This window comes from Agrobacterium salinitolerans (genome assembly GCF_027498475.1).
Classification (GTDB): domain Bacteria; phylum Pseudomonadota; class Alphaproteobacteria; order Rhizobiales; family Rhizobiaceae; genus Agrobacterium; species Agrobacterium salinitolerans.
On the sequence record NZ_JAPZLN010000005.1, the window covers coordinates 55,198 to 76,300 of the forward strand.

At 61.0% G+C, this 21,103-nt stretch carries 19 protein-coding genes; 17 read left to right on the top strand and 2 right to left on the bottom strand.

Annotated features, from left to right (window positions below; translation table 11 throughout):
- Positions 1 to 2: 2 nt before the first annotated feature.
- Together O9X91_RS18030 and O9X91_RS18035 are read left to right on the top strand one after the other, a co-directional pair.
- The gene (locus O9X91_RS18030; RefSeq protein ID WP_269834019.1) at positions 3 to 728 is read left to right on the top strand and encodes a heme-copper oxidase subunit III family protein; all 726 of its coding nucleotides are present in this window, start codon (positions 3 to 5) and stop codon (positions 726 to 728) included.
- 14 nt (positions 729 to 742) lie between these two features.
- Positions 743 to 1,075, top strand: a complete 333-nt coding sequence (locus tag O9X91_RS18035) for a cytochrome C oxidase subunit IV family protein (protein ID WP_173991455.1) — start codon at positions 743 to 745, stop codon at positions 1,073 to 1,075.
- A gap of 16 nt (positions 1,076 to 1,091) precedes the next feature.
- On the opposite strand, the gene O9X91_RS18040 is transcribed toward O9X91_RS18035, so the two are convergent.
- Positions 1,092 to 2,138, bottom strand: a complete 1,047-nt coding sequence (locus O9X91_RS18040; RefSeq protein ID WP_162520529.1) for a GlxA family transcriptional regulator — start codon at positions 2,136 to 2,138, stop codon at positions 1,092 to 1,094.
- An 86-nt stretch (positions 2,139 to 2,224) separates the two neighbouring features.
- Here O9X91_RS18040 and O9X91_RS18045 point away from each other — a divergent pair, with 86 nt between their 5' ends.
- From O9X91_RS18045 to purU, 6 genes are all read left to right on the top strand, one after another.
- Positions 2,225 to 3,478 carry a sarcosine oxidase subunit beta family protein gene (locus tag O9X91_RS18045; protein ID WP_077983148.1) on the top strand — a complete coding sequence of 418 codons (1,254 nt, stop codon included), beginning with the start codon at positions 2,225 to 2,227 and terminating at the stop codon, positions 3,476 to 3,478.
- Positions 3,479 to 3,518: 40 nt separating this feature from the next.
- Entirely contained in the window at positions 3,519 to 3,839 is a 321-nt protein-coding gene (locus O9X91_RS18050) for a sarcosine oxidase subunit delta (RefSeq protein WP_269834018.1), read from the top strand.
- Entirely contained in the window at positions 3,836 to 6,826 is a 2,991-nt protein-coding gene (locus O9X91_RS18055) for a sarcosine oxidase subunit alpha (RefSeq protein ID WP_269834017.1), read from the top strand. Before O9X91_RS18050 ends, O9X91_RS18055 begins: the two co-directional genes overlap by 4 nt.
- A gap of 13 nt (positions 6,827 to 6,839) precedes the next feature.
- Positions 6,840 to 7,394 (top strand): sarcosine oxidase subunit gamma, encoded by a 555-nt coding sequence (locus O9X91_RS18060; RefSeq protein ID WP_269834016.1) that lies wholly within the window; start codon positions 6,840 to 6,842, stop codon positions 7,392 to 7,394.
- A 15-nt stretch (positions 7,395 to 7,409) separates the two neighbouring features.
- On the top strand, positions 7,410 to 8,678 hold the full coding sequence (glyA, locus tag O9X91_RS18065) for a serine hydroxymethyltransferase (protein ID WP_269834015.1): 1,269 nt from the start codon (positions 7,410 to 7,412) through the stop codon (positions 8,676 to 8,678).
- Positions 8,679 to 8,799: 121 nt separating this feature from the next.
- On the top strand, positions 8,800 to 9,684 hold the full coding sequence (gene purU, locus O9X91_RS18070; RefSeq protein ID WP_269834014.1) for a formyltetrahydrofolate deformylase: 885 nt from the start codon (positions 8,800 to 8,802) through the stop codon (positions 9,682 to 9,684).
- A 76-nt stretch (positions 9,685 to 9,760) separates the two neighbouring features.
- Here purU and O9X91_RS18075 read toward each other — a convergent pair whose 3' ends face one another.
- Positions 9,761 to 10,990, bottom strand: a complete 1,230-nt coding sequence (locus O9X91_RS18075; protein ID WP_269834013.1) for an MFS transporter — start codon at positions 10,988 to 10,990, stop codon at positions 9,761 to 9,763.
- A 121-nt stretch (positions 10,991 to 11,111) separates the two neighbouring features.
- On the opposite strand from O9X91_RS18075, the gene O9X91_RS18080 reads away from it, so the two are divergent.
- The 9 genes from O9X91_RS18080 to O9X91_RS18120 all read left to right on the top strand — a co-directional run bounded on the left by O9X91_RS18080 (position 11,112) and on the right by O9X91_RS18120 (position 21,061).
- Entirely contained in the window at positions 11,112 to 11,705 is a 594-nt protein-coding gene (locus O9X91_RS18080) for a TetR/AcrR family transcriptional regulator (protein WP_162520527.1), read from the top strand.
- A gap of 246 nt (positions 11,706 to 11,951) precedes the next feature.
- Positions 11,952 to 13,004: an NAD(P)-dependent alcohol dehydrogenase gene (locus O9X91_RS18085; RefSeq protein ID WP_269834359.1), complete on the top strand. Its 1,053-nt coding sequence runs from the start codon at positions 11,952 to 11,954 to the stop codon at positions 13,002 to 13,004.
- Positions 13,005 to 13,373: 369 nt separating this feature from the next.
- Entirely contained in the window at positions 13,374 to 14,258 is an 885-nt protein-coding gene (locus O9X91_RS18090) for an AraC family transcriptional regulator (protein WP_077983140.1), read from the top strand.
- A gap of 97 nt (positions 14,259 to 14,355) precedes the next feature.
- A complete protein-coding gene (locus O9X91_RS18095; protein ID WP_077983139.1) occupies positions 14,356 to 15,267 on the top strand; it encodes an ABC transporter substrate-binding protein in 912 nt (303 codons plus the stop codon).
- Positions 15,268 to 15,336: 69 nt separating this feature from the next.
- Positions 15,337 to 16,839 (top strand): sugar ABC transporter ATP-binding protein, encoded by a 1,503-nt coding sequence (locus tag O9X91_RS18100; RefSeq protein ID WP_269834012.1) that lies wholly within the window; start codon positions 15,337 to 15,339, stop codon positions 16,837 to 16,839.
- Positions 16,829 to 17,806 (top strand): ABC transporter permease, encoded by a 978-nt coding sequence (locus tag O9X91_RS18105; RefSeq protein ID WP_269834011.1) that lies wholly within the window; start codon positions 16,829 to 16,831, stop codon positions 17,804 to 17,806. The genes O9X91_RS18100 and O9X91_RS18105 overlap by 11 nt, the downstream gene beginning before the upstream one ends.
- A gap of 39 nt (positions 17,807 to 17,845) precedes the next feature.
- Positions 17,846 to 18,577 (top strand): SDR family oxidoreductase, encoded by a 732-nt coding sequence (locus tag O9X91_RS18110; protein ID WP_269834010.1) that lies wholly within the window; start codon positions 17,846 to 17,848, stop codon positions 18,575 to 18,577.
- Positions 18,578 to 18,665: 88 nt separating this feature from the next.
- Positions 18,666 to 20,276: an FGGY-family carbohydrate kinase gene (locus O9X91_RS18115; protein ID WP_269834009.1), complete on the top strand. Its 1,611-nt coding sequence runs from the start codon at positions 18,666 to 18,668 to the stop codon at positions 20,274 to 20,276.
- Between the two features lie 59 nt (positions 20,277 to 20,335).
- Positions 20,336 to 21,061, top strand: a complete 726-nt coding sequence (locus tag O9X91_RS18120; protein ID WP_173991466.1) for an SDR family oxidoreductase — start codon at positions 20,336 to 20,338, stop codon at positions 21,059 to 21,061.
- Positions 21,062 to 21,103 lie beyond the last annotated feature (42 nt).

The window sequence follows — 21,103 nt, forward strand, 5'->3', positions numbered from 1 at the left end:
TCATGGCCGCATCCATGGAGGAAAGACCGATAAGTGATCCGCATCTGCGGCCGGCTGGACTGCGCGGCGTCGCCGCCGATCTGTCATCGGACCAGCGGGCGTTCAAGAACGTCTCCTGGTGCAAGGCAATGATGTGGATATTCATTCTGAGCGATATCTTCATTTTCGGCTGTTTTCTGCTGGCCTATATGGCGGCGCGCATGTCGGCCACCGCGGCCTGGCCCAATCCGAGCGAGGTTTTCGCGCTCACGATTGCCGGCAGGCACATTCCGCTGATCCTGATTGCCATCATGACCTTTGTTCTTATCAGCAGCAGCGGCACGATGGCCATGGCCGTCAACTTCGCATATCGCCGCGACCGTCGCAAAACCGCCGCGCTGATGGTGGCGACGGCAGCGCTTGGCGCGACATTCGTGGGAATGCAGGCATTCGAATGGAGCAAGCTGATCGCAGAGGGCGTTCGTCCCTGGGGCAACCCGTGGGGTGCAGCGCAGTTCGGTTCGGTTTTCTTCATGATCACGGGCTTTCACGGCACCCATGTTTCCATCGGCGTCCTGTTTCTTCTCATCGTCGCGCGCAAGGTGTGGCGGGGAGATTTCGATCAGGAAAGGCGGGGGTTCTTCACCAGCCGCAAGGGGCAATACGAGATCGTCGAGATAACGGGGCTTTATTGGCACTTCGTGGATCTGGTGTGGGTCTTTATCTTCGCATTCTTTTATCTGTGGTGAGTGAGGATGGCATCATGGCGCAGCAACAGTCACAACAGGGACAGCAGCATCCGATAAGACTTTACATGGTGGTCTGGGGGCTGCTTTTCGTTCTCAGCGCCTTATCCTATATGATCGATTATCTCGGTATCCAGAGTTATCCGAGATGGTCTCTCATCATCCTGTTCATGATCCTGAAGGCGGGGTTGATCATGGCGATTTTCATGCACATGGCCTGGGAACGGCTGGTCCTGATCTACGCCATCCTGTTACCGCCGGTTCTCGTGCTCGTCTTTGCAGCCCTGATGGCCTCGGAATCCAGCTATACGGCTCTTACCCGGCTGACCTTCATGGGGGCGGGTTCCTAGAACCGACGCAAGATTTTCAGGATTGTGGAAGCAGCACGCCGACGGCGAATTCCTCGTCGGTCGCGACGTGGCCGACCTGAGTCTTGCGGTATTCGCTGGGGGTGAAACCGCGCTCGGCTCTGAGCGTGCGGGAAAGGTGCGGCGCATCGCAAAAACCGGTGGCGAGCGAAATCTGGGTGATGCTGTCACGCGTCGTGCGCAGGAGCGACAAAGCGCGATCAAGCCGCAGTTCGAGATAGACCTTGGAAGGCGTTGCGCCCAGGTCGGTGAGGAAACGCCGTTCGAGGCTGCGGCGGCCAAGGCCGAGATCATTCGCCAGTTCCTGCACGGTTCTCGGAACTTCGATATTCTGCTGCATCCGCAGGATCGCTTTTTTGATGAGGGGATCGTTGGCCTTGCGCGCGCTCTGCTGGCCGGGTTGAGGTTTTTCGCCGCTCAGCGCACTGTCGATCATCATGATGTTGAGGCTCTTGATGGCGGCGGACTGGCCGACATGGCGCTCGACAAGGAACGCCGCCAGATGCGCTGCTCCATGGCCGCCGGAACAGGTCAGCCGGTCGCGGTCGATGACGAAGATCTGGTCGGAAATCATCTGGACGGTATCGAAACGGTCGAGAAAGTCCTGGCGGTGGAACCAGCTCACGCAGCAGCGATAGCCATCGAGCAGGCCGGCCTCATGCAGGATGAAAACGCCGGTGCAGAGCCCGACGATGGGAACGCCGGCCGCTGCCCGCTCTTTCAGGAAGCGCAGCGCTTCCTGCGGCAGGGCGCTGTGATCGCTGATCAAACCGCCGACAACGACGATATAGTCGTAATGCGCAGCGTCCATCAGCCGCGTGTCCGGCTGCACCTTCACGCCGCAGCTCGACTGCACGCTGCTCAAACTTGCCGAGAGCACCGACCATTCGCACAGGATAGGCCGTGAACGGTCCGCCTCATCGGCCGCAAGGCGCAGCACATCGACGAAATTCGCGAAGGCCGACAGCGTGAAGCGGTCGGCAAGCAGGAAGGCGACGCTGAGGCGTTTTCTGGCGCGGTGTGAGGTCATGACGCAAATATTCATGCAAACAGACGCGATTGTCCAGCCGGGGCGCGGCAAATGCTCCTAGCTTTTGCGACACGAGATTTTCCAACCATCGGGTCCCGCTCATGACGCGTTTTAATGCCTTCAATCTTTTGCGGAATGCTCTGACCGGCCACAAGAACTGGGACGAGCAATGGCCCGACAGTCAGCCGAAAGCCGAATATGACGTGGTCATCGTCGGTGCCGGCGGCCATGGTCTGGGCGCTGCCTATTATCTGGCCAGCCAGCACGGCATCACCAATGTCGCCGTCATCGACAAGGGTTGGCTCGGCGGCGGCAATACCGGCCGCAACACCACGATCATCCGCTCGAACTATCTCTATGACGAGAGCGCCCGTCTTTACGATCACGCCGTCGATCTGTGGGAGAACCTGAGCCAGGAATTGAACTACAACGTCATGTATTCAAGACGCGGCGTGTTGATGCTGGCGCATAATGTGCACGATGTGCAGAGCTTCAAGCGCCACATCCATTCCAACCGTTTGAACGGCGTCGACAATCGCTGGCTCAGCCCGGAAGAGTGCAAGGATTATTGCCCGCCGCTCAGCATTGCGCCGAATGCGCGTTACCCCGTCATGGGCGGCGCGCTTCAGGAACGGGCCGGCACGGCGCGACACGATGCGGTCGCCTGGGGTTATGCGCGCGGCGCCGCAGCCCGTGGTGTCGATATCATCCAGAACTGCCCGGTCACCGCCATTCGCCGTAACGCCGATGGCTCCGTCGCGGGCGTCGAGACGGCGAGGGGCTTCATCAAGGCGAAGAAGGTTGCGGTCTCGGCCGCCGGTCACACCTCGGTCGTCATGGACACGGCCGGCGTGCGTCTGCCGCTTGAAAGCTATCCATTGCAGGCGCTGGTGTCGGAGCCGATCAAGCCGATTTTCCCCTGCGTGGTCATGTCGAACGCCGTCCACGCCTATATCAGCCAGTCCGACAAGGGCGAGCTGGTCATCGGCTCGGGCACGGACCAGTATACCTCCTATTCGCAGCGCGGCGGCCTGCCGCTGATCGAACATACGATCGCGGCCATCGTCGAAATCTTCCCGATCTTCAACCGCATGCGGATGCTGCGCAAATGGGGCGGCATTGTCGATGTGACGCCGGATCGCTCGGCCATTCTCGGCAAGACGCCGGTCGACGGGCTCTACGTCAATTGCGGCTGGGGCACCGGTGGCTTCAAAGCAACACCGGGCGCCGCCCACACGTTCGCCTGGACCATCGCCAAAAACGAACCGCATCCGATCAACGCGCCTTTCACGCTGGAACGCTTCCGCTCCGGCCGCCTGATCGACGAGGCCGCCGCTGCCGCCGTGGCGCACTAATTTCCACGCATTTTCCGGAAATGCTCCGAGGATTTGAACCATGCTTTTGATCCGCTGCCCCTATTGCAACGAAACGCTGCCCGAAGCCGAATTCACCTATGCCGGCCAGGCCCATATCGTCCGCGCCGCCGATCCTTCGTCGCAGACCGATGAACAATGGGAGGAATTCCTGTTCATCCGCGAAAACGTGAAGGGTCCGCATTTCGAGCGCTGGCGGCACATGCACGGCTGCGGCCGCTTCTTCAACGCCGTGCGTGACACGGTGAGCGACCGTTTCCTGACGACCTATCGAGCGGGTGAGCCGCGTCCTGAACTGTCTTCCCTGACCCGCTTGACCGCAAGCTCCGAGGTGTCGAAATGAACTCCTATCGCGTTTCCGGCCGTGGCCGTGTGGATGCCGCCCGCTCGGTCAGCTTTACTTTCGACGGCAAGACCTATCGCGGCGTGAAGGGCGATACGGTCGCCTCGGCACTTCTGGCCAATGGCGTGCATCTGATGGGCCGCTCGTTCAAATACCACCGCCCGCGCGGCCCGGTGGCGGCGGGTTCCGAGGAACCCAATGCGCTGATCGGCACTCGCCGCAGCACCGGACGTTTCGAGCCGAACACCCGCGCCACGGTGCAGGAAATCTGGAACGGGCTGGAAACCACCTCGCAGAACAAATATCCGAGCCTGAAATTCGATATCGGCGCGGTCAATGACATGGCCTATATGCTGTTTTCGGCGGGCTTCTACTACAAGACCTTCATGTGGCCGAAGAGCTTCTGGAACAAGGTCTATGAGCCCTTCATCCGTGCAGCGGCCGGTCTCGGCGTTTCGCCGACGGAAGAAGATCCTGATACCTACGCCTCGCGCAACCTGCATTGCGATGTGTTGATTGTCGGCGCCGGTCCTGCCGGTCTTGCAGCGGCGCGTGCGGCGGCGGTCGATGGTCTCAAGGTCGTGCTGGTCGATGAAAATGCCGAAGCCGGCGGCACGCTTTTGTCCGAACCCCAGGCGAAGATCGACGGCAAGCCAGCGTGGACCTGGCTTGCGGATGAATTGACGGCCCTGAAGGATCGGGGCGTCAAGGTCATGACGCGCACGACGGCGATTGCCTATTACCACCAGAACATGATCGGCCTTTGCGAAAAGCTGACCGATCATCTGGAAACCGTGCCGAAGGATACGCCGCGCGAGCGCCTGTGGCGCGTTCGGGCGCGTCAGGTGGTGCTGGCGCAGGGCGCGCTGGAAAAGCCGCTGGTTTTCCACGGCAACGACCGGCCGGGCGTGATGCTGGCGGGTGCTGCCCAGACCTATCTCAACCGCTATGGCGTCAAGGTCGGCAACCGGCCGGTGGTCGTGACGAGCCATGACAGCGCCTGGTATGCGGCTTTCGATCTTCACGGCGCCGGCGCGCGCGTCCAGGCGATTGTCGATACCCGCGCCAAGGTGCGCGAGGAGCTGGTGAACGAGGCGCGTGCGCTCGGCATTCCCGTCAAGCTGTCGCATACGGTCACGGCGACGTCGGGGCGGCTGCGCGTCAAGTCGGTCCGCGTCAATGCGGTTAGTGGCGCGTCGGTCAGTGCGGGGCAGGAGATTGCCTGCGACGCGGTGCTGATGTCGGGCGGCTGGACGCCGTCGCTGCATCTATTCTCTCACACGCAGGGCAAGATCGCCTGGGACGATGAGCGCACGACCTTCCTGCCCGCCTTCACCAACGAGGATTGTGTGATTGCTGGTGCCGGTCGCGGGCTCTGGGGCATCGAGGCCGCGCTGAGGGATGGCGCGGAGCGGGGTCGTGAAGTCGTCGCAGCACTTGGCAAGACCACTAACGTTTCCAGCCATGCGGTGGATCATGATCGTACCGGCAGCGGCGTTTCCCACACCGAACTGCCGAGCGACCGCGACGCTGGCAAGGCCAAGGCTTTCGTTGATTACCAGAACGACGTGACCGCCAAGGATCTGAGGCTCGCCGTGCGCGAGGGCATGCGCTCCATCGAGCATGTCAAGCGCTACACCACCAATGGCATGGCCACCGATCAGGGCAAGATGTCCAACATCAACGGCCTGAACATCGCGGCGGAAGCGCTTGGCAAGCGCCAGCCGCAGGTGGGGCTGACCACCTTCCGTCCGCCATACACGCCGACAACCTTTGGTGCCTTCGCCGGTTATCACCGCGGCGCGCATTTCGAAGTGACGCGCAAGACGCAGATCGACGGGTGGGCTGAGGAGCATGGCGCGGTCTATGAGCCGGTCGGGCAATGGCGTCGCGCCTGGTATTTCCCGAAGCCGGGCGAAGACATGGATGCGGCCGTCGGCCGCGAATGTCGGGCAGTGCGCCAGAGTGTGGGCATTTTCGACGCCTCGACGCTCGGCAAGATCGAGGTGGTCGGTCCCGATGCGGTCGAGTTCATGAACCGCATGTATACCAATCCCTGGACGAAGCTTGCCGCCGGCCGCTGCCGTTATGGCCTGCTGCTCGGCGATGACGGCTTCATCCGTGATGACGGCGTCATCGGCCGCATGACCGAGGACCGTTTCCACGTCACCACCACGACAGGCGGTGCCGCCCGCGTGCTGAACATGATGGAGGATTACCTCCAGACGGAATGGCCCGATCTCAATGTCTGGCTGACCTCGACCACCGAACAATGGTCCACAATTGCGCTCAACGGTCCGAATGCGGCCAAGCTGCTTGCGCCGCTGGTGGAAGGCGTCGAGCTGACGGAGGGGGCCTTCCCGCATATGTCCTGCGTGGAATGCACGGTGGCCGGCATGCCGGCGCGGCTGTTCCGCGTCAGCTTCACCGGCGAGATCGGCTTTGAGGTCAACGTGCCGGCACCTCTCGGCCGCAAGCTCTGGGAAATCCTGTGGGAAGCCGGCCGGCAATATGACATCACGCCTTACGGCACGGAGACCATGCATGTGCTGCGCGCCGAAAAGGGCTACATCATCGTCGGCCAGGATACCGACGGCACGGTGACGCCCTATGACGCCGCGATGGGATGGGCGGTCGGCAAATCAAAGCCCGATTTCGTCGGCAAGCGCGGCCTTGCCCGCCCTGATCTCGTCGCCAAGGGCCGCCGCCACCTCGTCGGCCTTCTCACCGAAGACCGCTCCAAGCTGGAAGAGGGCGCGCAGATCGTTTTCGATGCGAAACAGCCGATACCGATGAAAATGGTGGGTCACGTCACCTCCTCCTATCACTCGGATGCGGTTGGCCAGCCGATTGCGCTGGCGCTGGTTGAGGGCGGCCATGATCGGATGGGTGAGACCGTCTACATTCCGATGCTGGACCGCACCATTGCCGCAAAAATCACCGGGATGGTCTTCGTCGATCCCGAAAATACCCGTCTGAAGATTTGACCTGGAGATGACAATGAATATGCGCGTTTCCTCCCCTGTTCCCGGCACGCTGGCCGAGAGCAAAGCTGCCCGGATCAGCGTTCTGGCCGCGCAGGCGCGGCTGTCGCTGCGCGCGCGCGGCGATCTCGCCCCGCTCAACGCCGCCCTTGGCCTGACCTTGCCCGACCGGATCGGCCTCCGCGCCGCTTCGGGCGAGATTGAGGTCCTGCGCCTTGGCCCCGACGAATGGACCGTGCTTGCACCTGTCAGCGCGGTTGACGGGCTGATTGCCGCCTGCGCAGGCGTTTACGCCAGCCATCCGCATAGTCTCGTCGATATTTCCGGACGGGAAGTGACGCTGCTGATCGAAGGTGCGCAGGCCGCCGAGTTGCTGACGCTGGGCTGCGCCCGCGACATCGACACCATTGCGGTGGGCGAGGGGCGCCGGACGATTTTCGACGGCGTCAGCGTGGTGCTCTGGCGCGATGCGGAAAACCGTTTCCGTATGGATATCTGGAACAGTTTCGTATCGCATCTTGGCCATCTGCTTGAAACCGGCTGCAAGGAACTTGCGGCGGACATCGCCTGATCTGGAGGAGAAAAAATGCTCAACCGACTGTCACATAATACCGTTTCGGACACGGTGATCGCCGACGCCATCGCCGAGGAACTCGATCGCCAGAAGACGCAGATCGAGCTGATCGCTTCGGAAAACATCGTCTCCGCCGATGTTCTGGCGGCGCAAGGCTCGGTGTTGACCAACAAATATGCCGAGGGTTATCCCGGCAAGCGTTATTACGGCGGCTGCGAATTCGTCGACAAGGTCGAACAGGTCGCCATCGACCGGCTGAAGCAGCTCTTCGGCGCGGAATTTGCCAATGTGCAGCCGCATTCCGGCGCGCAGGCCAATCAGGCGGTGTTCCTGGCGTTGCTGCAGCCGGGCGACCGGATCATGGGCATGTCGCTCGCCCATGGCGGTCATCTGACCCACGGTTCGCCGGTGACGATGTCTGGCAAGTGGTTCGATGTCGTTTCTTATGAGGTCGATGCCGAGACGCATCTGATCGACATGCAGAAGGTGCGCGCGCGAGCGTTGGAAACGAGGCCGAAGCTGATCGTGGCGGGCGCATCGGCCTATCCGCGCCAGATCGATTTTGCCGGTTTCCGCAAGATCGCCGATGAAGTCGGCGCCTATCTGATGGTCGACATGGCCCACTATGCCGGCCTGATCGCCGGCGGCAAATATCCGAACCCCGTGCCGCACGCACATGTTGTCACCTCCACCACCCACAAGACCCTGCGCGGCCCGCGCGGCGGCGTGATCCTGACCAACGATGCCGATCTTGCCAAAAAGTTGAACTCGGCGGTCTTCCCAGGCAATCAGGGCGGCCCGCTGATGCATGTCATCGCCGCCAAGGCTGTGGCTTTCGGCGAGGCACTGCGCCCGGAATTTTCCGATTACGCCGGTCAGGTCATCGCCAACGCACAGGCGCTGGCGAAGGTACTGACCGATGGTGGGTTGGGGATCGTCTCTGGCGGAACCGACAGCCATATGGTGCTGGTCGATCTGCGCCCGAAGGGCGTCACCGGAAAGGTTGCCGAAATCGCGCTGGAGCGGGCAGGTCTCACCTGCAACAAGAACGCCATTCCCAACGATCCGGAGAAGCCCTTCGTCACCTCCGGTATCCGGCTCGGCAGCTCCGCCGGCACCACACGCGGCTTTGGTGTCGCCGAATTCGAACAGATCGGTGCGCTGATCCTGCGTGTCATCAATGCCCTGTCCAAAAATGCCGAGGGTGACGCCGCAATCGAGGCCGAGGTGCGGGCAGAGGTTGCTGCGCTTTGCGAGGCCTTTCCGATCTACGGTTCGTAAGCCGCCTCGCCGGGCTTCGGCAAGTCTCAATCGCCGTCCTGACCATGGCCGGCGGTTCATCGGCAATCGGCGGGAAAGCGCAGGCGATCCGTCCGTGCGGCAAAGACCCAGGGAGCAGAATTTGACAACCTATATCATGACAGTCTCGTGCCCGGCGCGCCGTGGCATCGTCGCCGCCGTATCCGGTTACCTCGCCCGGTCCGGCTGCAACATCAATGACAGTTCGCAATTCACCGACCAGGAGACGGACCGCTTCTTCATGCGGTTGAGTTTCGTTTCCGAACAGGGATTGGGACGCGATGGGCTGCTCGACGGCTTCGGTCCCATCGCGGCCGATTTCGATATGGATTATGACATTCACGACCTCTCGCGAAAGACGAAAGTCGTGATCATGGTCTCGCGTTTCGGCCATTGCCTCAACGATCTGCTCTATCGCTCCCGCATCGGTGCGCTGCCGGTCGAGATCGTCGCGGTGATTTCCAATCATCTGGATTACCAGAAGCAGGTGGTGAACGAGGATATTCCCTTTCACCACATTCGTGTCACGCCGGAAACGAAGCCCGAGGCGGAAGCCGCGATCTTGCAGGTGGTGCGGGATACCGGAGCGGAGCTTGTGGTGCTGGCGCGTTACATGCAGGTCCTGTCGGACCGGTTGTGTCAGGAAATGTCCGGCCGTATCATCAATATCCACCATTCCTTCCTGCCGTCTTTCAAGGGTGCCAACCCTTACAAGCAGGCCTATGAGCGCGGCGTGAGGCTGATCGGCGCGACCGCCCACTACGTCACCGCCGATCTCGATGAAGGACCGATCATCGAGCAGGATACGATCCGCGTGACCCATGCCCAGAGCGCGATGGATTATGTCAGCCTTGGCCGTGATGTGGAAAGCCAGGTTCTTGCGCGGGCCATCCACGCCCATATTCATCACCGGGTCTTTCTGAACGGAAACCGGACTGTCGTCTTTCCCGCGTCCCCCGGAGAACATGTGTCCGAGCGCATGGGCTGAGCGCAGAGCCCCAGCCCATGCAATTCAGGTTTATCCCGAGCGGCTTCTCGCCCGGGATGACCTCGAGCCTTTGTTCTTACTCCGCAGGTTGCTGCATTGCGGCCGCAGGGCCGGATCGTTCGCGATTTCCGGAAAGGGCGCGCTGGCCGAGCACAATGATGACGACGGTCGAAAGGCTGGCGGCGACGGACACCCAGAAACCGTTATCCGGGCCGAAATTATCGATCACCCAGCCGGAGACGAAGGCGCCGAGCGCCATGCCGATACCGATGCCGGTCATCACCCAGGTTACACCTTCCGTCAGCATCGATTCCGGCACGCGGCGCTCGATCAGGCCGAATGAGGTGATGAAGATCGGCGAGATTGCAACGCCGCTGAGGAAAACGGCAAAAGCGAGAAGCGCAACGGAGGTGTTGGCGACAAGCAGCGGCAGGGCGGTGAGCGCAAGCACGCTGACGGCAATCAGCAATTGTCGTTGCAGGGGCATTTTGGGATTGAGCGCGCCAAGGATGAGGCCGACCACGAAGGAGCCGATTGCGTAAACGCCGATGACGAGGCTGGCGGCTTCCGGTTGACCAAGCGCCTTGGTGATTGCGACGGCGCTCACCTCGGCCGTGGCGAAAGTCGAGCCGACGAAGATCAGGGCAAGCGTGATGATCTGGACCGGCCGCAGGAAGATAGCCGAACGCTGCCGGCGGCCGCTTTCAACCGGCCGCACCTTGGGCTCGGTCGAGCGTTGCAGAAGGAAAGCAAAGGTGCCAAACGCCAGAAAGGTGGTGCTGATCATCATGCCCGCTTCCGGAAAGAGCGAAACCGCAAGTCCAACGGAAAGCGAGGCGCCGGAGATGTAGACGAGTTCATCTGCGGCGGATTCAAAGGCGAAGGCGGTGTTCAGTTCAGGTCGGTCGCGGAAGATTTCCGTCCAGCGGGCGCGCATCATGGCGGGAATGCTTGGCATGGCGGCGGCGAGGAAGGCGGAAAGGAACAGCGTCCAGGCAGGCCATTTCTGATTTGTCGCGATAATCAGTAGCGCAAAGGCGATGACCGAGACGATGGTGGCGGGGATGAGGACCTTGCTCTGCCCTTTGCGGTCCACCAGCCGGGAGATTTGCGGGGAGAGGGCGGCATTGGTCAATGCAAAGGTTGCCGAGACGGCGCCGGCCAGCCAATATTCGCCATGGGTCTGGGAAAGCATGGCGACGATGCCGATCGGGGCCATGGCAATGGGGAGGCGGGCGAAGAAGCCGGCGGCGGAAAAGCCTTTTGCGCCTGGAGCCCGGAAAATTTCTCTGTATGGATTAGACATCGGGATGCACCTTGTTCGAAGGGTGTCCACCACATACATACGTGGCGTATGTTAATGAGATAATTGCATACGGTGCGTATGTCAACTAATATACGTGACGTATGAGAAAAATGGAGAAGAAATGCGCAAACCTCGCAGTGAAATGATTGCCGAGACGCGGGCGAAGCTTCTGGCTACGGGCCGCAAGGCCTTTGGCAGCATCGGTTATGCTGAAGCGTCTATGGACGACTTCACCGCCGAAGCCGGTCTCACCCGTGGCGCGCTCTACCATCATTTCGGCGATAAAAAAGGCCTGCTTTCGGCCGTTGTGGCCGAAATCGACGCGGAAATGACCGCAAGGCTTTGTGATATTTCTTCGAGGGCCGATTCCCGGTGGGAGGGTTTTGTCGAGGAGAATCTCGGTTATGTGCGCATGGCTCTCGAACCGGAAATCCAGCGGATCATGTTTCGCGACGGACCGGCGGTGCTGGGTGATCCATCGCGCTGGCCAAATGCCAATGGCTGTATTTCCGCTGTCGCCCGAAGTCTGGAGGCGCTCCGGGAGGAAGGCACCATCGGTGACATCGATCCGGAGGCATGCGCCCGCTTCATCAATGCAGCAAGCAGCAGCGCCGCCCAATGGATCGCCAATTCCGACGATCCCGAAGCCACCTCGAAGCGGGCGGTTGAGAGTTTCCGGGCCTTTCTGGAGGGACTACGGATCAGGAAAGGTTGATCGATCCGGGCTATCGTTTGGTCTCGCGGGTGTCGATTGCTCCGGCGCATCGGAGGCTTGTTGAACGCGTCCGACGGCCTGTTCCGGCGGCGGATGATGAGAAACTCGAGACATCTCGATACAGTTTTTCCGACGCAAAGAAAAACCGTCCGATCCAGCCGATTTCTGTTTACTTTTGCCGAAATTGCACGCCATCACGCTTGCTGAATTCGCTGCCAGGCGTATCGCAAAACCACGGAGGATGAGATGAAGGCACTGGTGCTGGAAGAAAAGGGCAAGCTCTCGCTCAGGGATTTTGATATTCCCGGTGGAGCGGGTTCAGGTGAGCTCGGACCGAAGGATGTGCGCATCCGCACCCATACGGTTGGCATCTGCGGCTCGGACGTCCATTATTATACCCATGGCAAGATCGGTCATTTCGTCGTCAACGAGCCCATGGTCCTCGGCCACGAGGCTTCCGGGACGGTGATCGAAACCGGTTCTGATGTCACCCATCTGAAGGCGGGTGATCGCGTCTGCATGGAGCCCGGCATTCCCGATCCCACTTCACGCGCCTCCAAGCTCGGCATCTACAATGTCGATCCGGCTGTCCGCTTCTGGGCGACGCCGCCGATCCATGGTTGCCTGACGCCGGAAGTCGTTCACCCCGCAGCCTTCACCTACAAGCTGCCGGACAATGTGTCCTTCGCCGAAGGCGCGATGGTCGAACCTTTCGCAATCGGCATGCAGGCGGCCCTCAGGGCACGCATCCAGCCCGGTGATATCGCCGTTGTCACGGGCGCCGGCCCGATCGGCATGATGGTTGCCCTGGCAGCATTGGCCGGCGGTTGTGCCAAGGTCATCGTTGCCGATCTCGCTCAGCCGAAGCTCGATATCATCGCCGCCTATGACGGCATCGAAACCGTCAACATCCGCGAGCGCAACCTTGCCGAAGCGGTTTCGGCCGCCACGGATGGCTGGGGTTGCGATATCGTCTTCGAATGCTCGGGTGCTGCACCCGCCGTGCTTGGCATGGCGAAGCTGGCGCGGCCGGGCGGTGCCATCGTGCTTGTTGGCATGCCCGTCGATCCGGTTCCGGTCGATATTGTCGGCCTGCAGGCCAAGGAACTGCGGGTCGAAACGGTCTTCCGCTACGCCAATGTTTACGACCGGGCCGTTGCGCTCATCGCCTCCGGCAAGGTTGACCTGAACCCGTTGATTTCCGCGACCATTCCCTTCGAAGACAGTATCGCCGGTTTCGACCGCGCGGTCGAAGCACGGGAAACGGATGTGAAATTGCAGATCGTCATGCCGCAATAACGACTGAAGCCTGCCGCTGATGATTGAGCGGCAGGGACGTTGCGGAAAAGTATGAGTGTGGCCTGCCGGCATCCGGCAGGCCACACGTCAAAATTTCACCTGAAATCGTCTTCGGCTGCGCATTGTCTGGGCGCATCACGCCAAATTGAGCGGAAAAATCGCCACGCCCGCCGCGTTTATAGTCAGCCCTTTCAGACGACTCTTCAATTCTCGACAAAAAAGAGTCAAAAAAGTATCGGCAATTTCTTCGGCGTGATGTGGATGCAGAGATGCCGCACGCCATATGCTCTCATCAACGCCTTGGACGAGCCATAAAGAGGAATGGCCCGCTCCGTGAATACGGCGGACGTAAGGATGGGAGGAACTATGATGCAGCCCGATCTGGAACTGGTGCACATCCGCAAGGGCGAATCTTTCGCTGCCTGGCGGCATGGCTATCCGTTCCGTACCGTGCGCTGGCACTATCATCCCGAATACGAAATTCATCTGGTCGTGGCGACGTCAGGCACCTTTTATATTGGTGACTTCGTCGGCCGCTTCGGCCCCGGTCAGCTCATCATGACCGGCCCCAATCTCCCCCAGAACTGGATCAGCGAGATCGAGCCGGACGAAATCGTGCCGACACGCTCTCTCGTGATCCAGTTTCCGGAGAGCTTTATCGAAGATGCCTGCGCCTCCATGTCGGAAATGGAGGTCGTGCGCGGCCTCCTTGATCGTAGCCGTCGCGGTATCCTGTTTGACGACGAGACGAGCGACCGCGTTCGCCCGCTCATCCTTAGGCTTATCGAGGCGCAGGGCCTGACCCGTCTGGCGCTCTTCTGGGAAATTCTCGATCTCCTGGTCAACGCGCCGTCTTCAGAAGTGCTGGCGAGCCTGAGTTACGAGCTCGATCTGACCGGTATAGGCGATAGCGGCATCAACCGTGCACTCTCGCATCTGCGCGAACATCTGACGGAACAGGTTGAGGAAATCGATCTCGCCGACATGGTGGGCCAGAGCCCGAGCGCCTTTTCCCGCGCCTTCAAGCGCCATACGGGAACGACGCTGGTGCGCTATCGCAATCAGTTGCGCATCGATCTTGCCTGCCAGATGCTTTTGGCGGATCAGGACGTGAAAGTGGCGGAGGTCTGCTACGATGTGGGCTTTTCCAACCTTTCCAATTTCAACCGGCATTTCCTGAAATTGAAGGGAATGTCGCCGTCGAGGTTCCGAACCATTTTTGCGGCCCAGAAGGCAGCTGTGATGGCGGAGTAAACCAGCGACACATCGCCGATTTCCAAGAATTCGGGCAGAGGTCTGTCCGGAAACGGGCACCTGTTGCCCCAACTTTCCAAACGGGAGGAAGAGTGAGATGAAAATGAAATCCAAGTTTCTGATGGCGACAGCCGCAATTGCAATGATGGCCGCTCCGGCGCTGGCGCAGGAAAAGCTGAAGATCGGCATGACCTTCCAGGAACTGAACAATCCCTATTTCGTATCGATGCAGGAAGCCTTGAAGGAAGCTGCCGCCAGTATCGGCGCTGACGTCGTGGTCACCGACGCCGGCCACGATGTGGCAAAGCAGATTTCCGACGTTGAAGACATGCTTCAGCAGAAGATCGACATTCTGCTTCTGAACCCAACCGACAGCGCCGGCATCGAAGCCGCCGTACACGCCGCGAAAGCTGCCGGCGTGATCGTTGTTGCTGTCGACGCCAACGCCAACGGCCCGGTCGATACCTTTGTCGGTTCCAAGAACCGTGATGCTGGCTATCAGTCGTGCAAATATCTCGGTACGTCGTTGAACGGCAAGGGTGAGGTTGCCATCCTCGACGGTATCCCGGTCGTTCCGATCCTGCAGCGCGTCGAAGGCTGCAAGGCTGCTCTCGCGGAATTCCCCGAGATCAAGCTCGTCGACACGCAGAACGGCCGTCAGGACCGCTCCGTTGCTCTCGGCGTCGTCGAAAACATGATCCAGTCGCGCCCGAACCTCGCCGGCATCTTCTCGGTGAATGACGGCGGTGCCATGGGAGCGTTGGCTGCTATCCAGGGTTCCGGCAAGGACATCAAGTTGACCTCGGTCGACGGCGCCCCGGAAGCGGTGAAGGCAATTGCAGACGGTGGTCCGTTCATCGAAACCACCGCGCAGTTCCCGCGTGACCAGGTCCGTGTCGGCCTTGCCATGGCGCTCGCCCAGAAGTGGGGTGCTCGCGTTGTGCCGAAGGAAGTACCGATCGACGTCATGGTCGTCGACAGCAAGAACGCCGGCGAGTTCAGCTGGTAAGAACGCCTCCCACGTCCCGTCCCCGCTTCATGCGGGGGCGGGGCAGTCCCGACCATTGAGGAGGGTGAAATGCTGGAACTGAATGGAATAAGAAAAAGCTTTGGCAAGATCGAAGTCCTGCGTGGCGTCGACCTTGAGGCGCGCGCCGGCGAGGTGCATGCGCTTCTGGGCGAAAACGGCGCAGGCAAGTCGACGCTGATGAAAATCCTGTGCGGCATTCTGCAGCCCTCGGAAGGGACGATCCGCATTGATGGCAAGGATCGCCGCTTCGCCAATTATGATGAGGCGATTGCCGCCGGCGTCGGCATCGTTTTTCAGGAATTCAGCCTGATCCCCTATCTCAACGCCGTGGAAAACATGTTTCTTGCCCGCGAAATCCGCGGGCCGCTGCGCTTTTTGAACAAGGGCGCGATGCGCAAGCGCGCCGCGGAGATCATGAGCCGGCTGGCGGTTGATGTTCCGCTTGACGTGCCGGTGCATCGCCTCTCCGTTGCCCAGCAACAATTTGTCGAGATCGCCAAGGCACTGTCGCTCGATGCCCGCATTCTCGTGCTCGACGAGCCGACCGCCACACTGACGCCTTCCGAGACGGAGCATCTATTCACGGTCATGCGCGAGTTGCGCCGTCAGGGTGTGGCGATCATCTTCATTTCGCACCACCTCGAGGAAATATTCGAGATCTGCGACCGCATCACCGTTCTGCGCGATGGCGAGTTGATTGGCTCCTGCCTGACCTCGGAAGTCGACAATGACCGCCTGGTGGAGATGATGGTCGGTCGGCGCATCGAAGCCAGCTTTCCGCCCAAACCGCAACTTGATCCCGCCGCCGCAAAGGTGATCGAAGTCGAAGAGCTGCAATTGAAGAAGGGCGGTCCCGTCTCGCGCTTTGCTTTGCGCAAGGGTGAGATCCTCGGCTTTGCCGGGCTCGTTGGCTCGGGCCGCACGGAAACCGTTCTCGCCATGCTCGGGGCACATTCCGCCTCGCGCCGCAAGATCAGGGTCGACGGTGTGGACACGCGCTTTTCCGGCCCTGATGAGGCGCTGATGCGCGGCATCGGCCTGCTGCCGGAAAGCCGCAAGGAGGAGGGGCTGATTACCAGCTTCTCCATCCTCCAGAATATTTCGCTGAACAACTATCGCAAATACCGCAAGGCCCACTGGTTCCTCGATCTCAAAAAGGAACTGGAGCACACGACGAAGGCCATGGCGCAGGTGCAGGTCAAGGCGCAGGGGCCGTACGCCCGCGTCGACACGCTGTCCGGCGGCAACCAGCAGAAGATCGTGATTGCCCGCTGGCTGAACCATGACATGCGCGTCTTGATCTTCGACGAGCCGACACGCGGCATCGATGTCGGCGCAAAGGCGGAAATCTATTCGCTGATGCGCGAATTTGCCGCCAGGGGCCATTCGATCATCATGATCTCCTCGGAGCTGCCGGAAGTGATCGGCATGTCCGACCGGGTCTGCGTCTTCCGTTCCGGCGGCATCGTCGCCACCGTCGAAGGCGCAGACATCAATTCAGAAACAATAATGACAAACGCCACCACCGGGAGAGTTGAACATGTCGCTTGATGCAAACACCGGCACCGCCGCGAAAACGGGCGGCTTCAGTCTTGGCGCCATGCTGCGTTCGCCGCTCGCCCTGCCGCTGGCGGGCCTGATTGTCGTCTCAATCCTCATGGGGCTCGCGAGCGACAATTTCTTCAGCGTTAACAACATCATGAACGTGCTGCGGCAGGTTTCCGTCGTCGGCATTCTCGCCGTCGGCATGACCTTCGTCATCCTCACCGGCGGCATCGATCTTTCGGTCGGTGCTGTCATGGCGCTGGTCGGCACGCTGTCGGCTGGCCTGATGGTGAATACCGGCCTGTCTCCCGCGGTTGCCCTGCCGGCTGGCCTCTTTATCGGGCTTGGTATCGGCATCTTCAACGGGGCGCTGGTCGCCTGGGGCAAGATGCCGGCCATCATCGTCACGCTCGCCACCATGGGCATGGCGCGCGGCCTCGGCCTCATCTATTCCGGCGGTTACCCGGTCAGCGGCATTCCGAGCTGGATTTCCTGGTTCGGCGTCGGCCGTGTCGGCATCGTTCCGGTGCCCGTCATCATCATGGTGGTGATTTATGCGGTGGCGTGGTTGCTGTTGCAGCGTACGGCCTTTGGTCGCCACGTCTATGCACTTGGTGGTAACGAACTGGCCGCCCGTCTTTCAGGTGTGAAGACCCAGCGCGTCAAGCTTGCCGTCTATGGCATCTCCGGTGTGACGGCCGCTTTTGCCGCCCTCATCCTCACCGGCCGCCTGATGAGCGGTCAGCCCAATGCCGGTGTCGGCTTCGAACTGGACGCCATCGCGGCCGTCGTTCTCGGCGGCACGGCGATTGCCGGCGGCAGGGGCCTCATCCTCGGCACGCTCATCGGCGCGGTGCTGCTCGGCATTCTCAATAACGGCCTCAACCTGATGGGCATCAACCCCTATCTGCAGGATGTCATCAAGGGCGGCATCATTCTGCTGGCCATCTATATCGGGCGCGAATGGCGCTGAGCCGGCCCGGAAACATCTTCATAAACGCAGGAGAATTAAATGTCTGAATCGCTGCAAGGCAAGATCGCGGTCATCACCGGCGCCGCATCCGGCATCGGGCTTGCCACCACCGAAGCGCTGTTGGAACAGGGCGCAACCGTGGTCATGGTCGACTGGAACGAGAAAGCCTTGAATGATCTGGCCGCCAAGCTCGGCGAGCGCGCCATCCCGCAGGTGACGAACCTGCTGGACGCCGGCAGCTGCAACGCGATGATCCCTGAGATCCTCAAGAAGGTCGATCATATCGATATTCTCTATTGCAACGCCGGCACCTATATCGGCGGCGATCTCACCGAAACGACGCCCGAAGCCATCGACAAGATGCTGAATCTCAACGTCAACGCGGTCATGAAGAATGTTCATGCCGTCGTGCCGCATATGTCGGAGCGCAAGACCGGCGATATCGTCGTCACCTGCTCGATCGCCGGTCATTTCCCAACCTACTGGGAGCCGGTCTATTCTGGCTCGAAATGGGCGATCACCAGCTTCGTGCAGGGCATGCGTCGCCAGATGATTCCGCACGGCGTGCGCGTCGCGCAGGTCTCTCCCGGCCCGGTCGTTTCCGCACTTCTGGCGGACTGGCCGGAGGAAAATCTTCGCAAGGCCAAGGAATCCGGTAGCCTTATCGATGCGAGCGAAGTGGCCGATGCCGTCGTTTATATGCTGACGCGCAAACGTACCGTCACCATCCGCGATATGCTGGTCTTGCCGACCAACTTCGACCGCGTCTAAGACTTCAGGAGCGGCGGGGAAATCGGAACCGGTGCCGCCGCTTCAACCTGTTCAAGCACCGGATGATCCGCTCCGAGGAGTATCGCAAATGGCTTCCTATCTTGTTGGCGTCGATGTCGGGACCGGCTCGGCGCGGGCCGGTGTCTTTGATGTCGCGGGCAAGCTTCTCGCCACCGCCAAACGCCCGATCGGCATGCATCGCGAGGATGGCGGCATTGCCGAACAATCGAGTGACGAAGTATGGCAGGCCGTTTGCGACAGCGTCCGGGAAAGTGTTTCCCGCGCCGGTATCGATCCGGCCGAGGTCGCCGGCATCGGTTTCGATGCCACCTGCTCGCTGGTGGTGCGTGGACCGGAAGATGAGATCCTGCCGGTGGGCGCACCCGATCATCCCGAGCGCGATATCATCGTCTGGATGGATCACCGCGCCGTCGAGCAGGCTGAACGCATCAATGCCGGCAAACATGCGGTCCTCAAATATGTCGGCGGCCGCATCTCCCCGGAAATGCAGACGCCCAAGCTGCTGTGGCTCAGCGAAAACCGGCCGGATATCTATGCCCGTGCCGAGCATTTTTTCGACCTCACGGACTTTCTGACATGGAAGGCGTCCGGCGCGCTTGATCGTTCCGCCTGCACGGTAACTTGCAAGTGGACTTATCTCGCCCACGAAAAGCGCTGGGATGCGGAGTATTTCACCGGTATCGGGCTTGGCGATCTCGCCGAGCAGGGTTTTCGCCGCATCGGTCAAAGCGTCGTCCATCCCGGCACGGCGCTGGGTAACGGTTTGACGGAAGACGCGGCAAAAGCCATGGGTCTGGTTGCGGGCACAGCCGTTGCGGCAGGTCTGATCGACGCCCATGCCGGCGGCGTCGGCACGGTGGCTGCGGGCGGCGATGCGTCGCGATGCCTCGGTTATGTTTTCGGCACTTCGTCCTGCACGATGACGACCACCACCGAACCCGCCTTCGTGCCCGGCGTCTGGGGACCCTATTATTCAGCCATGGTTCCGGGCGCCTGGCTGAATGAAGGCGGCCAGTCCGCTGCCGGCGCTGCCATCGATTATCTCGTGCAACTGCACCCGGCCTATGCAGAGGCGAACGCGCTTGCCGACAAGGAAGGCAAAGCCTTGCCGGTATGGCTCGCTGACCGGGCGCTCAATCTTGCCGCATCCGCTTCCGCTGCTGCAAAGATCACCGAGGATTTTCACGTGGTGCCGGAATTTCTCGGTAACCGCGCGCCGTTTGCCGATCCCCATGCACGCGCCGTCATCGCCGGTTACGGCATGGAGACGGGCGTGGATTCCCTCGTGGCGCTTTATGTGGCGGGTCTTCTCGGCCTCGGTTACGGGCTTCGCCAGATCATCGAAACGCAGGCCCGCAACGGCGCGCCGGTGGAAACCATCAGCGTCAGCGGCGGGGCAGGCGCTCATCCGCTTGCCCGGCAGTTGCTGGCCGATGCGACGGGGCTTCCCGTTGAACTGACCGAATGCGAAGAGCCGGTGCTTCTCGGCTCGGCCATGCTGGGCGCCGTTGCCGCTGGAACCTATCCCGACCTCATTGCCGCCATGCCGGCGATGTCGCGGATTGTAAGCTGCGCAACGCCCGATCCTGATTTTCAAAAGGTTCATCAGGTGCGTTACGACGCGTTCCTGGCGCTCCAGAGCGCTGCCCGCGCCATTCGCGCCTCCAGTCATTCCTGAGCGGCTCCAAGAACTCACATCATCCGGCCGTCATGGCCGCAAGAAATAAAGAGGATTCCATGCAGTTTTCCGGAAAATCCGTCATCATCACCGGCGCAGGAAAAGGCATCGGCCGTGCCTGCGCGCAACTGATGGCCGCCCGCGGTGCGGACGTGGTGGCGATCAGCCGCACGCAGTCCGATCTCGACAGCCTGAAAAGCGAAATCGGCGGACGTGCGATCCGCGTTGATCTTGCCGATGTCGCCGCCACCCGCGCTGCGATGGCGGAGGCTGGGCCCTGCGATTTCCTCATCAACAGCGCCGGCATCAACGTGCTGGAAAGCGTGCTCAACATGAGCGATGCGGGTTATGAAGCCGTGCTGGGCATTAACTTGCGTGCGGCCCTCGTCACCTGCCAGGAATTTGCCCGCGCCCGCATCGCAAATGGCGGCGGCGGCGCCATCGTCAACATCACCTCAATCGCCGGTCATCGCGGTTTTCAGGATCACCTGTGTTATGCGGCCTCCAAGGCAGGTCTAGAGGGCGCAACGCGCGTTCTCGCCAAGGAGCTCGGCCCCCACGGTATTCGCGTCAACGCCGTCGCCCCAACCATTACGCTGACTGAACTCGCAGCGGAAGCCTGGAACGACCCCGCAAAGAGCCAGCCGATGATGGTTCGTCATCCGCTCAACCGCTTTGCGGAAGCAGAAGAGGTGGCGCAGAGCATCGCGCTGTTGCTTTCCGATGACAGCAAGATGATTTCCGGCGCCGTATTGCCTGTTGACGGCGGTTTCCTCGCCGTTTGATGTGCGCGGGGAAGTCTGACGTGCAAACGCCTGCCCGACAAT